The organism is Ferruginibacter sp. (assembly GCF_031391665.1).
Taxonomy (GTDB): domain Bacteria; phylum Bacteroidota; class Bacteroidia; order Chitinophagales; family Chitinophagaceae; genus Ferruginibacter.
On the sequence record NZ_JANMUN010000011.1, the window covers coordinates 1 to 12,777 of the forward strand.

Below are 12,777 nucleotides of genomic sequence, written 5' to 3' on the forward strand. Positions count from 1 at the left end.
GTAAAATATACTTGCCGCCAAAGGTAAACTCTTCATGAAAGCTCCAATCGTACATTTTACAGATATAATACTGGTTGTCAATTTTTGTTAAAATACAAGAGAGTCCAATATCTCCCTGTGCAACAGTAACACTAAACGAATTGACGAACGTATTAATAATTTTAACAAATAAAAAATGAAGAAGCTTAGAATTATCTTTTGGACTGCAACTATACTTGCGGTATCAACCTTAACAACATCTTGTTTTAACAATAAAAAACCCAAAACAATGACTGATACAATTCAAAAAATTACACCCTATTTGTGGGTGGAGAAAGATGCCAAAGCTGTGGCAGATTACTACATATCCATTTTCAAAGATGGTAAGTTGAAAGATTTTCGCAAGTTCGATAGTGACGAAAGTGGAAATGATGCAGGTATAGAAACTGCTGTAATTGAAATAGCAGGAATAGAGTTTAGTATATTAGCTGCTGGCCCACTATTCAAATTTAATGAATCGGTTTCTTTTGTTATCAATACAAAAGACCAGGCTGAAACGGATTATTATTGGGAGGCTCTTACTGCTAATGGTGGTGAAGAAGGATCTTGTGGATGGTGTAAAGATAAATATGGATTATCCTGGCAAGTTGTACCAACTGAATATTTTGAATTAATACATAGCGATGACCCTAAAGTAAGGGAAAAAGCAATGAAGAATACATTGAATCAGAAAAAATTGATACTTTCAGAACTTAAATGAACTAAATAATATCGGCTTAGAAGAACAAGTCAGAATTTGGATACGAATAAGAATTAAAACTGCCCATACCAGGATTGGTGCAAGCGTGGCTTGACAAATAAACATAAGCCAATTGTACACAACACCTTACCATTTGAAACTTTCTCACATTTTCAGTTACACAAAAAAAGTTCACAAAAAATTTGCGCAACCATATAATTGCACATATATTTGCAACCACTTAGTTGCAAATAATTTAAATATGGAAATAAGAAGAGACATTTTTCAAGCCATTGCCGACCCCACAAGACGGGCAATTATTGTGCTTATTGCTATACAGGCAATGACACCAAATGCACTTGCCGAACATTTTAACACAAGCCGGCAGGCAGTATCAAAACATATAAAAATATTAACTGAATGTGAGTTAGTAAAACAAGAGGTTTCGGGCAGAGAAATTTATTACACACTTGAAATTGAAAAAATGAAAGAGATTGATAAATGGATTGACCAGTTCAGAAAAATCTGGGAGACCCGATTTAATCAACTTGACAAAGTATTATCAACAATTAAAAAACAAAAAAAATGAGCGATTTACTATTTGATTTTACCGTTGACAAATCAACGAAGACTGCATTTATAAACAGGGAATTTGATGCAGACCTGTCGTTGGTATGGGATGCTTTTACTAAACCCGAAATTCTTGACCAATGGTGGGCACCTAAACCCTGGGCATCAAAAACAAAAGTGATGAATTTTGAAGTTGGCGGACGAAGATTTTATGCTATGGTAAGCCCCGAAGGACAAGAGCATTGGTCTGTTCAGAAATATTCTTCTATCACTCCGAAAACCAATTTCAAATTTTTAAATGCTTTTGCAGACGCAAATGAAAACCCTGCACTGCCGGGTTCTGAATGGGACCTTACTTTCAGCGAACAAAACGGAACGACAAAAGTGAGTGTTACTATTTATAATGAATCTCTTGAGCGAATGGAGAAGATGATTGAAATGGGCTTTAAAGAAGGATTTAGTGCGACATTGAAAAACCTGGAAGAATTATTGGCAACTTTATCAAAACGGTCCTGAGCGAAGTCGAAGGATAAAAAGAAAACATACAATCACATTGAGTAAAAATATGGCGAGATTTGAAAAGGTAAAGTAAGCACCCGTAATTTTATATTTATATGAAAGTACAAGAACAAATCAAAAAGTATATCAGTAGCCAACCTGAACCAAAACGCAGCGAAATGCAAGTGTTGCATCAGCAGATACTTCAGGTATTGCCAAAATGTAAATTATGGTTCTTAGACGGCAGAGACGATAAAGGTAAAACTGTTGCTAACCCTAATATAGGATATGGGTTTTACACCATAAAATATACTGATGGAACAACCAGGCAGTTTTATCAAATTGGTTTAAGCGCAAACACAACCGGAATCTCTGTCTATATCATGGGTATCAAGGATAAGAAATACTTAGCCCAAACCTATGGAAAAAAAATCGGCAAGGCAAGTGTAACCGGGTATTGCATTAAGTTTAAAACGCTGAAAGATATAAACATTGATATACTTGAAGCGGCAATACGATATGGGGTTGAGGCTACGAATGAAAAAAGCTGAGGTGATGAAATAATTAAAAAAAAACATTATTCATCGGCCTTCAGCAGGAGGAAAATTGAAATGCCAATTACCTACTGCCCTTTGGGTTATTACTTTGGAATGTTTGCAGACAAATTGGGTGTTCAATGGATGGTGGACTTTGATTAAAAATAAAATATCCTGAGAAAAATAATTGTCGAATAATTTATGCTTATTTAGAACGCAGATTTTTATGATAAATAATATTTTTGCCGATAGATCATAACTTATCATAATCATCATAAAAATCTGCGTTCCAATAAAAAGGCACCGTAAGCAACTTAACTTAATAACATTGTCCGGAATTTTAACAGCACACTTAATTAATAAATAGTTTACAACATGAAAAAAATACTCCCCATCTTTCTTGTCTTTTTTACTTTACAAACTGCCATTGCGCAAACCCTTTCGCCAACCATAGTAAAGCATAGCGGCGTTAATTATGAACGCCTGGCTCAAATTGATACCATATTGAAATACTATGAAGATAAAAACTGGTTAGCAGGTGATGTTGTAATTATTGTAAAAGACAACCAGGTAGTGTATTACAAAGGACATGGATACTCAAATCTTTCTGCTAAAAAACCAATGCAGGCTGATGCTATTTTCAGAATAGCGAGCCAAACCAAAGCCATTACAAGTTTGGGAATAATGCAGTTATTTGAACGGGGGCAGTTGGGCCTTGACCAGAATATTTCCGATTTTATTTCAGAGTTTAAAAACCCAAAACTGATCAAAAGTTTTAATGCTGCAGATTCAGGCTTTACCACTACCCCGGCTAAACGAGAAATTACATTCCGGGATTTATTAACACACACATCAGGTATTGATTATCCTGCCATTGGTAATGATACCATGCAGGCTGTTTATGCTAAAAATAATATTCCATCCGGATTAGGATATTTTAATGAAAGCCTGTTATCTAAAATGAAGGCATTGGGAGCGTTGCCGTTGCTTCATAATCCGGGTGAGCGGTTTACCTATGGTTTAAATACTGATTTACTGGGATGCCTTATTGAAATAATAAGTGGAGAGTCATTAGAAACTTATTGCCGTAAGCATATTTTTGAACCGCTTGGCATGAAGGATTCTTACTTCAATGTTCCGGCAACAAAAGCCTCCAGACTTGCAACCGTATATACTGAAGATAAAGATCAAAAAATTATTGAGTGGTCGCCCAGTTTTAGAGATATAGACCCAAAGTATCCGCTCATTCCTAAAAGCTATTTTTCAGGCGGGGCAGGTTTGTCTTCAACAGCATTTGATTATTCCATTTTTCTTCAAATGCTGTTGAATAAAGGCAGCTACAATGGCAAACAAATTTTGGGAAGGCGTACTGTTGAACTGATGTTAAGCCCTCAGTTGGCTGATAATTTATTTGGGGATGACAACTTTAGCCTTGGGTTTGCATTAACATCCAAAAAATCTGCTAATTTAAAAATGCTGAGTGAAGGTTCATTTGCCTGGGGAGGATATTATGGTACAACGTATTGGGCCGATCCAAAAGAAAAACTTATTTGCTTAATTATGACGCAGCAAAACCCCAATTCTCACTATGATTATGCAGATAAAATCGTAAACGTTATTTATGGAAGTTTGAAATAAAAACGGGTTATTTCAGTTGAGCTTCAGTCACAACTGTCGGAATACTAATTCCAAAATAACGCAAGAACTGACCGTAAGCTATCATTGTATCGACCATAAGTGTAAACATCAAACCGGCGACAAAAAACAAGAAAAAAAAACTTAAATTATGACAGAAGGACAAAAATCATTACCAAAATGGATACTTATAGTATCAGCACTTGTAGCATTACTCGAACTTATGGTAAGTTTATCATTATGCTTTTCGCCGCAATCGGTTTTGGAAACAGTTGACCTTAACGCAAAAGGTGTTGACTACTTAATTTGTATGTGGGCTACCCGACAGTTTGCCCTTGGTTTTATCTTTGGTTTTGCAACATTTAAAAAATCAATTCCTATGCTTACAATTGCATATATTTTCTTTTTAGTAATGATGGTTGGCGACCTCATTATTGGAATTTTGCAAAAAGAAAATTCGCTTATCGTTGGTGCTATAGTAATGTGTATTATTTCTTCGGCATTGATATTTGCAATAAATAAGAGAAGATAATATTTGAGTATAACACACAACCAATGTATATATAGCCTTTGGAGTGAGCAGTATAAAATTATTAATTTCCTTTGTGCCCGTCAACTTGTGTAAAAGCAACAGACAAACAATGTTTTATATTTTATTTACCTCACACCTTCGCCAGAGTTTTTTCGTTTTACAAAAATAATTTACTGCCCACTTTTTTGCAAGCCGTTTTATCTTCACCAGCATACCATGTATTGCATGCTTTTTTACCACAAAAATTTCACAACCTTTGTTCTCTTTAACATTGTGTGTATATTTATAACACGGCAGTAATATTTTTTCACAAACTGCTTTTAGCTACTGCATTAAAACTAACACTCTAAATATATGTACATAACCAGGCTCACTTGTATAACTACCCTCTTCTGTCTTTTAACTTTTACTGGCTATTCGCAGGCAGACACAGTGGCAAATAAAATGGCTTCGGGCATTTATCAGAGAATTGAAAAAAATATGAAAGAGTTTCAACTGGATACAACTGCTGCGCCAGATGATAAGACTACCAAAAAAATAATAGAATTAAGAAATCTTCGGGGTGGCTTTAACATCAATGAAGCGATTGATTTTAAAATTCAGGAAGACCGCCAAAAAAACGAAATTCCAACGGCTGAGTTAGACAAAGTATCAATCTTTTTTAAATCGGGTGATGGTAAAAAATGGCTGGACAATGCTATGGTCTGGATTTACAGACGTCAATTTACCTATGGAGAACTAAAACAGCTGGTAAAGTTTTACAAAACATCAGCAGGGCAAAAAATGGCAACCAACTTTCCCGTTGTTATGATGCAATCGCTTAGAGCAGCAGAAATGATAAAAGAGATTTATACACAACTGCAGAAAAAATAAAAACAAATACCAGTGAGTAGAAAATACATCGGCCAACAAGGTTAGCGGTTATTATACATAACAATAAATAGACGGCAAAATATGATAAGAAAATTTTTACGTGTTATTGCAGGCTATGCAATTTTTGTTGCAACATCTCTTGCACTTTTCAAACTTTCAGGGCAAGATCCTCATTCCGACCCTACAACATTTTTTATCATCTTAACTGCAATATATGGAATGCTATTTTCATTCTTTAGCAGACTTGTTACCCAACTTATTGCAAGAACAAAAAATTTGAAAATAAATTTTGTACTTGCTTTTATCATTGCAGGATTTGCTGCATTTTCATTTATCAAAACAGCCGGAAATCACTGGACACAAATTTTGGCAATTTTTATCTTTGCACCTGTATCAATTTTGGGTGGCTTATTTTATAACAAACGGTATAAGTAATGAAAGACATTATCAGAAAATTTAAGTTGAAACAAAGCGGAATTATTATTACTTTACCAGCATTGTTACAGAAGGAGTTTACAAAAGCTGGCCGCAAGAGAGAACAGTTTAGCAAAATGGTAGGCTTGAGACCAAAGAACATGCAATTAATTTAAGTCCAATGTCATTAAGTTTATCCTATCTCCATACAAACTAATATTACACCCTATGAGTTTTAGCACATTTGTTTATTTACATGCTATGAGGCCGGTTCAAAAATATTTTAACTTTACAAAAATCAATTAGTGGCAGAAGAACTTATTTTAAATAATATTGCTAAACATATTGCTCTTAATAAAGAAGAAATAAATTATTTTGTTTCGTTTTTAAAACGGCAGCAGGTTGCAAAAAAAGATTTTATTTTAAAAGAAGGACAGGTTTGTAAGAATATAAGTTTTGTTAATGCCGGAACGTTAAGAGCATTTTATATTGACAAAGCAGGCAAAGAATCCACCATTATGTTTGCAGTGGCAGATTGGTGGGTAACAGATATGTATTGCTTTATTAACCAGTTACCAGCCATGCTCACTATTCAGGCAGTGGAGCACAGCGAAATTTTTCAATTGCAAAAAAAAGATTTAGATACACTTTACCACAACATCCCCAAGTTTGAAAAATTTTTCAGGATAATTATGCAGAACGCTTACATAAGGGAGCAGCTAAGGGTGATTGAAAGCCTTTCGCTTACAGCTGAAGAACGGTATAATAATTTTATGGTTAAATATCCGCAAATTGCTCAGCAGGTTACGCAAAAACAAATTGCATCTTACTTAGGCATTACGCCAGAATTTTTAAGCAGCATACGTGCAGTAAAAACAAAAAAGTAATTTCTTAAGCTACCTTAATTTTTTTCTCCTATTCATTTATTTTCTTTGTAAAAAAATATACATTATGTTAATACTTATTGCAGGTCCGTACCGCAGCGGCACAAACGACAACCCACAATTAATGCAGCAAAACCTAAGTAAATTAGAAGCTGCGGCACTGCCACTGTTCAGGCTGGGGCATATACCTATGATTGGCGAGTGGGTTGCATTGCCATTATTGCATCTTGCCGGATCAACAAAGCCTGGTGATGCTGCTTACGAAGAAATATTGTACCCTGTTGCTCACCGTTTACTTTTAAAATGCGATGCGGTGTTGCGGTTGGAAGGTGCCTCTAAAGGTGCAGATGAAGATGTACGAATTGCAAAAGAAAGAGGATTAAAAATTTATTACCGGATAGAAGATGTGCCTCATGCTGAAGGGTAATGTAAAGCAGTAATGTATGCCTGATGGCGCTGCCTGCGGCATTTATTTGCATTCTTTTTTTTCAACAAAATTATATCCTCTTTGTGTTCATTAATATTGTGTGTATATTTAGAGATACGGTAAGGTCTTTTCACAAACTTTCGTTGTTTTCAATCAATTCCTAAATCTCTAAAACTTTAGTGGAACTATGAGATATATATTTTTAGTGCTGGCTCTTTATTTGACTGCAAGTTGCAATGCACAAACAAATAAAGGGATTGAAAATTTAAAAAATGAGTTTCAAAAAATCATCAAACCTTATTTTTTTGAAGCACCAAATTTTACAGGTTGGGTTGAAGGCTCAACCATTTTATTAATTGGAGAAAAACAAAATGCTCTTGAAAATAAATTTCTTTTTATTGCCTTAAAAGACACAACACTAATTGGAATTTACAATGTAGCTGAACCTGTTTCTTTTAATTTTGATACAGAAGGAAATTCAACATTAAGTAGGTCATCGGATTTCTTTATGCTTCCATTATGGGTTGTAAAAAATAAAACTAAAATACTGGCTAAAGATAAAAAAATCATTTTCCTTCTTGACAACTTATACGAGAAGACGATGCAGGCAAATGACAATGAACTTGACGAAAAAACCTTGAAAGAATATCAATCGTATCAAATTGACACCTCTCTGGCTAACAGGCATATTGCTTTATTATTTGACAGTTATCAAACCATAATAACAGAGACTGCTTCAAAGGGAAAGCAAGCACCTTCAAAAATCTGTATCCCGCTTATGCAATCATTATCGGTAGAGTGCTTAAAGCTTTACAACAGGATACCGGCATTAGTTTACATATATATGGGAGAAGCTTTACAAAGTGCAGGTATGGTAGAAGATGCCAGGAAACATTTTAAAATGTCTTTACAATTTTATCCAACCTCAATTCCTTTGCAAGTTTATAATTATGAACTTGAGCTGGACCAAATCGAGAAAAAAAAACAGCTTTTGAATTTAAAAAACAAATACCGAAAACATTGGATGGTGAAAGAACTGTAGTTTTCCCTGCATACATTTTATCTTTCTCAAATTTGCTAACTCAGGATAAACCCAGCAACCTCATAAGTATACAAATGTTTTCTTCAAAAAAATATTACTGCATTTCAGTACAACTGTCTTTATCCTTTCACAAAATTCTCCTCATTAATTTCAATTTTCAAATACCAAATCATTTTTCTTTTCGTTAATAATTAACATACTGTTGATAAATTAAATTGGTATCTATCGATTGTTATTCGTTAAATTTGAAAAGCAAGTTTAGAAGTACCAACGCAAAAATTTTTGTTAACAAAGTGCTGCTATGTTTGGTTGAGATTTTTACAACAACAGAAACAGTGCGTAAAACTGAAAACCATTGACAGAAACGATCATCAATCTTGAAACCGTTAACCCCATTGAATTTTTTGGCGTAAACAACGGAAAGTTAGACATCTTAAAAAAGAAATTCCCTCTCGTAAAAATTCTCAGCCGCGGCACACAAATTAAACTAAGCGGCGCCCCCGAACAAATTGAAGGAGCAAAAGAAAAAATCGATCTGGTACTGCAGTACCTGGAACGTAACGGCCACATGAGCGCCAATTATTTTGAACAAATTTTAGGCGGCGATGATGAAAAAGTTATTGATAATTTTATGGACCGCAACCCCAATGATGTTTTGGTGTTTGGCCCCAATGGTAAAACGGTTAGGGCACGTACGGCCAATCAAAAACGGATGGTGGAAGCCTGCGATAAAAATGATATTTTATTTGCTATTGGCCCTGCCGGTACAGGTAAAACTTATACCGCTGTTGCATTAGCGGTAAGAGCATTAAAAAATAAATCGGTTAAAAAAATTATTTTAACAAGGCCTGCAGTGGAAGCCGGCGAAAGCCTTGGTTTTTTACCCGGCGATTTAAAAGAAAAAATTGACCCGTACTTAAGGCCGTTGTACGATGCACTGGATGACATGATACCTGCAGATAAATTGGGTTATTACATGACGACACGTACAATAGAAATTGCACCGCTGGCGTACATGAGGGGCCGTACACTGGATAATGCTTTTATTATTTTAGATGAAGCACAAAACACCAACGACCTGCAGATAAAAATGTTTTTAACACGTATTGGCCCTAATGCAAAAGCCATTATTACCGGCGACCCTACGCAAATTGATTTACCAAAAAATCAGCAGAGCGGTTTGTTTAAAGCCACCCGTATTTTAAAAAATATTGAAGGCATTGCACATATTGAACTGGATGAAGAAGATGTGGTAAGGCACCGTTTAGTTAAATCTATTATTAAGGCGTACAATAAAGATGATGTTAGAATAACTGATGAAAATAAAAAGTAGTTAGTAGCTTTGGCTTAATGACTTTTTTAAGAAATACTAACCCGACCTATATAATGGGGTGGCTTATCTGCTGCCTCATTTTTTTATGCTTTGCCTGCAGTAATACAACTACAGAAAACATATTGCCTGTTAATAAAGAAGATTCGTTAAAAAAATTACAGAAAATAGCAAGTGCTTTTTTGCAAATTGATTCTGCAAAAAAAATAATTGCAACCGGCGATTTAATTGTAAGAACTGGCAATGATTTTACCAGCGAGAGTTTACGCAGCCTTAACCGGCGTGATAAAAGGTATTCTCACTGTGGTATTGCCAGTATTGAAAACGATACCGTTTTTGTTTATCATGCGTTGGGGGGAGAATGGAACCCCGACCAGAAAATACGCCGTGATACTTTTGAAGATTTTGCAGAACCTTACAGTAACAGGGGCATTGGTATTTATCAGTACCAACTTTTGCCAGGTGAAATAAAAAATCTGATTGTCAAAGTAAAACAATTGTGTGCATCAGGCATTATGTTCGATATGAAATTTGACCTGCAAACCAACGACCGTATGTATTGCGCCGAGTTTGTGTACAAAGCTTATGTAATGGGTACCGATGGTAAACTAAAATTTAATACCAGCCACATTGAAAAATTTAGTTTTATTGGCGTGGATGATTTGTTTATGCAGGATTTATGCAGCCCCAAAAAAAATATATTATACCAATAATAGTTTGAAAACTGAAAAATAAAATTACTTTTGAAGCCTAAAACAACTAAATTATTATTTATGAAAAAAATGTTAGTAGCCGTAACTGTAGTTGCAGCTTTATTATTTGCAGGCTGCAGTGGTGCAGGTGGTGGCGATCCCAAAACTGTATTGATGGCTTTTTTTGAAGCCATGAGTAAAAAAGATATAGCTGCAGCAAAAAAATTAGCCACAAAAGAAAGCGAATCAATGTTTAGCCTGATGGAAATGGGCATGAATATGGATAAAGATAAAAAAGCCAGTAATGATATGAATTTTGAAAAAGACAAAATGATTATTGGTGATGCCAAAATTGAAGGTGATAAAGCAACAATTGAAGTAAAGGATAAAGATAAAGGTGAAGCAGTTAATTTTGTTTTAAGAAAAGAAAGCGGCGACTGGAAAGTGGCCTTTGACAAAGGATGGATGACACAAATGGCTGCAGAAAAAATGAAAGAGAAAGGAATGACCGGTGCTTTGGACAGCCTTAACAGCGGATTAGAAAAAATGAAAGATATAAACATGGATTCATTAAAGGAAAAAATGAATGAAGGGATGGATAAATTAAAAGAAATACAGAAAAATAATCCTGAAAGCATGAAAAAATTAGAAGAGGCTATGAAAAAAATGAGTGACAGCATTAAATAACTCAAAATAACAATACTGAAAAGCATCCTGAAAATTCAGGGTGCTTTTTTATTTTTGCTTAACCCAAAGATGTTTAACTTTAATTATGATTAAAAAACTCGTTTATACCATTATACTTGCCTTCACTATTTTTTCCTGCACCGATGCGGTTAAAAAAAATCCGGTTACCAATAGCGAGGTTGCCACCACTTTTATTAGGGCAGTACTGGATAATGATTTTAAAACCGCTAAGCTGTACCTGCTGAATGATGAAACTAACCAACAATATTTCCAAAGTTTTCAGCACCAGTACCAGTTAAAAAACGAAACTGAACTTTCAAAATATAAAAATGCTGACATCATCATTAATTCTTTAGAGCCACAGAATGATACCACCACAATAGTTGACTACAGTAACAGTTATAAAAAAGAAATGAAGAATAAACTTAAGCTGATACGCAGCAACGGTAAATGGCTGGTAGATTTAAAATATACTTTTGCAGAAAATCAATAATCAATAATGTTTAAAAATTTTCTTTTAGTGGGTTTGGGTGGTGCTATTGGATCTATGCTTCGCTATGCTTTTTATCTTGCAATAACTGTAAAACAATTTCCTTTAGCCACTTTTGCAGTAAATATAATTGGCAGTTTTATTATTGGTGCAGTGCTTACTTTAAGTTTAAAAGATGATTTGTTTTTAAACAACTGGAAATTATTTTTGGCTACAGGCATTTGCGGCGGCTTTACTACCTTCTCCGCATTTTCCATGGAGAATATTACACTGTTACAAAACGAAAAATATTTTATTGCACTGGTTTATATTGTTTCCAGTATTGTGCTGGGTATTGCTGCAGCATGGCTTGGCTTTATTGCAGCGGGCAGTAAATAAACAAACTAACAATTGTCCTAAATTGCAAACCTGCCTGTCGGCAGACAGGTCTAAAAATCGAAAATATGTATGTACTTCATCCATGGCATGGCGCTCATTACGGTGATAAATCCCCGCAAATTGTAAACGGCTTAATCGAAATTCCGCAGGGCAGCCGTGCTAAATATGAGATTGATAAAAAAACAGGGTTGCTAAAGCTCGACAGGGTAATTTATTCTTCTTTCCACTACCCTGTTAACTATGGTTTTATTCCGCAAACATTGGGGGAAGATGGCGATCCGCTGGATATTTTAGTAATGTGCAGCGAAAGTATTCAATCGCTTTGTTTGGTGGAAGCTACTGTTATTGGCAATATGCAAATGATTGATAACGGCGAAAAAGATGATAAAATAATTGCTGTGGCTACCAAAGACCCCGGTGTAAATTATATTACCGATGTGCATGAATTACCCAAACATTTTATTGCTGTACTGAGAAATTATTTTGAAAATTATAAAGTACTTGAAAACAAAGTCGTGGAAATAGATGAGTTTCAAAATAAAAATGCCGCTTATAAAGTTATTGAAGAGTCAATCGTTCTTTATAAAAAAAGTTTTCCTAAATGATCATTAAAAAGAAAGAAATGGATATACAAACTATTCTCATCATTATACTGGTAGGAATAGCCGCCGGTATTTTAGGCGGTCTTGTGGGTGTTGGTGGTGGCATTATTATAGTACCTGCATTAGTTTATTTTATTGGCTTTAGTCAAAAAACAGCACAAGGCACTTCGCTTGGTTTAATAATGCTGCCGGTAGGTATTTTTGGTGTGCTGCAATATTACAAACAGGGCCATGTAGATTTTAAAGTGGTGGGCATGCTGGCCATTGGTTTTTTAGCAGGCAGTTATTTCGGCAGCAAGTTTGCATTAAGCCTGTCGCAGGAAACAGTTAAAAAAATATTTGCCGGGCTTATGATTGTAATAGCTGTAAAAATGTTATTTTTTGACAAAGAGAAAAAAGAAAATGATCATTCCAGCAGCAAACAAAGTTTTGTAGAAAATACTGTTGCAGGCAACGACAGTTAAATAAA

At 34.9% G+C, this 12,777-nt stretch carries 18 protein-coding genes; all 18 read left to right on the forward strand.

The annotated features are described in order from the left end of the window. Positions 1–175: 175 nt before the first annotated feature. Positions 176–739, forward strand: coding sequence for a VOC family protein (locus tag ACY651_RS00875; RefSeq protein ID WP_462248747.1), 564 nt, complete (start codon positions 176–178; stop codon positions 737–739). A 241-nt stretch (positions 740–980) separates the two neighbouring features. Then, the gene (locus ACY651_RS00880) at positions 981–1,307 is read left to right on the forward strand and encodes an ArsR/SmtB family transcription factor (RefSeq protein WP_462248749.1); all 327 of its coding nucleotides are present in this window, start codon (positions 981–983) and stop codon (positions 1,305–1,307) included. After that, positions 1,304–1,804, forward strand: coding sequence for an SRPBCC family protein (locus ACY651_RS00885; RefSeq protein ID WP_462248751.1), 501 nt, complete (start codon positions 1,304–1,306; stop codon positions 1,802–1,804). Before ACY651_RS00880 ends, ACY651_RS00885 begins: the two co-directional genes overlap by 4 nt. 98 nt (positions 1,805–1,902) lie before the next feature. Next, entirely contained in the window at positions 1,903–2,337 is a 435-nt protein-coding gene (locus tag ACY651_RS00890; protein WP_462248753.1) for a DUF1801 domain-containing protein, read from the forward strand. A 360-nt stretch (positions 2,338–2,697) separates the two neighbouring features. Further along, positions 2,698–3,960: a serine hydrolase domain-containing protein gene (locus ACY651_RS00895; protein WP_462248755.1), complete on the forward strand. Its 1,263-nt coding sequence runs from the start codon at positions 2,698–2,700 to the stop codon at positions 3,958–3,960. Positions 3,961–4,108: 148 nt separating this feature from the next. Beyond that, positions 4,109–4,489: a hypothetical protein gene (locus ACY651_RS00900; protein WP_462248757.1), complete on the forward strand. Its 381-nt coding sequence runs from the start codon at positions 4,109–4,111 to the stop codon at positions 4,487–4,489. Between the two features lie 354 nt (positions 4,490–4,843). Continuing rightward, positions 4,844–5,362, forward strand: a complete 519-nt coding sequence (locus ACY651_RS00905; protein ID WP_462248759.1) for a DUF2059 domain-containing protein — start codon at positions 4,844–4,846, stop codon at positions 5,360–5,362. A gap of 81 nt (positions 5,363–5,443) precedes the next feature. Then, positions 5,444–5,797, forward strand: a complete 354-nt coding sequence (locus ACY651_RS00910; RefSeq protein WP_462248761.1) for a hypothetical protein — start codon at positions 5,444–5,446, stop codon at positions 5,795–5,797. 284 nt (positions 5,798–6,081) lie between these two features. Continuing rightward, complete coding sequence (locus ACY651_RS00915) at positions 6,082–6,663, forward strand: Crp/Fnr family transcriptional regulator (protein ID WP_462248763.1); 582 nt, start codon at positions 6,082–6,084, stop codon at positions 6,661–6,663. Between the two features lie 64 nt (positions 6,664–6,727). Then, entirely contained in the window at positions 6,728–7,087 is a 360-nt protein-coding gene (locus ACY651_RS00920) for a hypothetical protein (protein ID WP_462248765.1), read from the forward strand. Positions 7,088–7,274: 187 nt separating this feature from the next. Then, positions 7,275–8,129, forward strand: coding sequence for a hypothetical protein (locus ACY651_RS00925; RefSeq protein WP_462248767.1), 855 nt, complete (start codon positions 7,275–7,277; stop codon positions 8,127–8,129). A 355-nt stretch (positions 8,130–8,484) separates the two neighbouring features. Next, a complete protein-coding gene (locus ACY651_RS00930) occupies positions 8,485–9,462 on the forward strand; it encodes a PhoH family protein (RefSeq protein ID WP_462220794.1) in 978 nt (325 codons plus the stop codon). A gap of 17 nt (positions 9,463–9,479) precedes the next feature. After that, positions 9,480–10,172, forward strand: a complete 693-nt coding sequence (locus ACY651_RS00935; protein WP_462248769.1) for a C40 family peptidase — start codon at positions 9,480–9,482, stop codon at positions 10,170–10,172. Between the two features lie 60 nt (positions 10,173–10,232). Beyond that, positions 10,233–10,838 carry a nuclear transport factor 2 family protein gene (locus ACY651_RS00940; RefSeq protein WP_462248771.1) on the forward strand — a complete coding sequence of 202 codons (606 nt, stop codon included), beginning with the start codon at positions 10,233–10,235 and terminating at the stop codon, positions 10,836–10,838. Between the two features lie 85 nt (positions 10,839–10,923). Next, positions 10,924–11,331: a hypothetical protein gene (locus tag ACY651_RS00945; protein WP_462248773.1), complete on the forward strand. Its 408-nt coding sequence runs from the start codon at positions 10,924–10,926 to the stop codon at positions 11,329–11,331. A gap of 6 nt (positions 11,332–11,337) precedes the next feature. Continuing rightward, positions 11,338–11,706: a fluoride efflux transporter CrcB gene (gene crcB / locus ACY651_RS00950; RefSeq protein WP_462248775.1), complete on the forward strand. Its 369-nt coding sequence runs from the start codon at positions 11,338–11,340 to the stop codon at positions 11,704–11,706. Positions 11,707–11,771: 65 nt separating this feature from the next. Further along, a complete protein-coding gene (locus ACY651_RS00955; protein WP_462220790.1) occupies positions 11,772–12,311 on the forward strand; it encodes an inorganic diphosphatase in 540 nt (179 codons plus the stop codon). Next, the gene (locus ACY651_RS00960; protein ID WP_462248777.1) at positions 12,308–12,772 is read left to right on the forward strand and encodes a sulfite exporter TauE/SafE family protein; all 465 of its coding nucleotides are present in this window, start codon (positions 12,308–12,310) and stop codon (positions 12,770–12,772) included. The genes ACY651_RS00955 and ACY651_RS00960 overlap by 4 nt, the downstream gene beginning before the upstream one ends. Positions 12,773–12,777: the final 5 nt, after the last annotated feature.

Excerpts from the sequence above, each read along its gene's own strand:
- ACY651_RS00875 (WP_462248747.1), top strand. The coding sequence starts at position 176 with ATGAAGAAGCTTAGAATTATCTTTTGGACTGCAACTATACTTGCGGTA.
- ACY651_RS00880 (WP_462248749.1), top strand. The coding sequence starts at position 981 with ATGGAAATAAGAAGAGACATTTTTCAAGCCATTGCCGACCCCACAAGA.
- ACY651_RS00885 (WP_462248751.1), top strand. The coding sequence starts at position 1,304 with ATGAGCGATTTACTATTTGATTTTACCGTTGACAAATCAACGAAGACT.
- ACY651_RS00890 (WP_462248753.1), top strand. The coding sequence starts at position 1,903 with ATGAAAGTACAAGAACAAATCAAAAAGTATATCAGTAGCCAACCTGAA.
- ACY651_RS00895 (WP_462248755.1), top strand. The coding sequence starts at position 2,698 with ATGAAAAAAATACTCCCCATCTTTCTTGTCTTTTTTACTTTACAAACT.
- ACY651_RS00900 (WP_462248757.1), top strand. The coding sequence starts at position 4,109 with ATGACAGAAGGACAAAAATCATTACCAAAATGGATACTTATAGTATCA.
- ACY651_RS00905 (WP_462248759.1), top strand. The coding sequence starts at position 4,844 with ATGTACATAACCAGGCTCACTTGTATAACTACCCTCTTCTGTCTTTTA.
- ACY651_RS00910 (WP_462248761.1), top strand. The coding sequence starts at position 5,444 with ATGATAAGAAAATTTTTACGTGTTATTGCAGGCTATGCAATTTTTGTT.
- ACY651_RS00920 (WP_462248765.1), top strand. The coding sequence starts at position 6,728 with ATGTTAATACTTATTGCAGGTCCGTACCGCAGCGGCACAAACGACAAC.
- ACY651_RS00925 (WP_462248767.1), top strand. The coding sequence starts at position 7,275 with ATGAGATATATATTTTTAGTGCTGGCTCTTTATTTGACTGCAAGTTGC.
- ACY651_RS00935 (WP_462248769.1), top strand. The coding sequence starts at position 9,480 with ATGACTTTTTTAAGAAATACTAACCCGACCTATATAATGGGGTGGCTT.
- ACY651_RS00940 (WP_462248771.1), top strand. The coding sequence starts at position 10,233 with ATGAAAAAAATGTTAGTAGCCGTAACTGTAGTTGCAGCTTTATTATTT.
- ACY651_RS00945 (WP_462248773.1), top strand. The coding sequence starts at position 10,924 with ATGATTAAAAAACTCGTTTATACCATTATACTTGCCTTCACTATTTTT.
- crcB (WP_462248775.1), top strand. The coding sequence starts at position 11,338 with ATGTTTAAAAATTTTCTTTTAGTGGGTTTGGGTGGTGCTATTGGATCT.
- ACY651_RS00955 (WP_462220790.1), top strand. The coding sequence starts at position 11,772 with ATGTATGTACTTCATCCATGGCATGGCGCTCATTACGGTGATAAATCC.
- ACY651_RS00960 (WP_462248777.1), top strand. The coding sequence starts at position 12,308 with ATGATCATTAAAAAGAAAGAAATGGATATACAAACTATTCTCATCATT.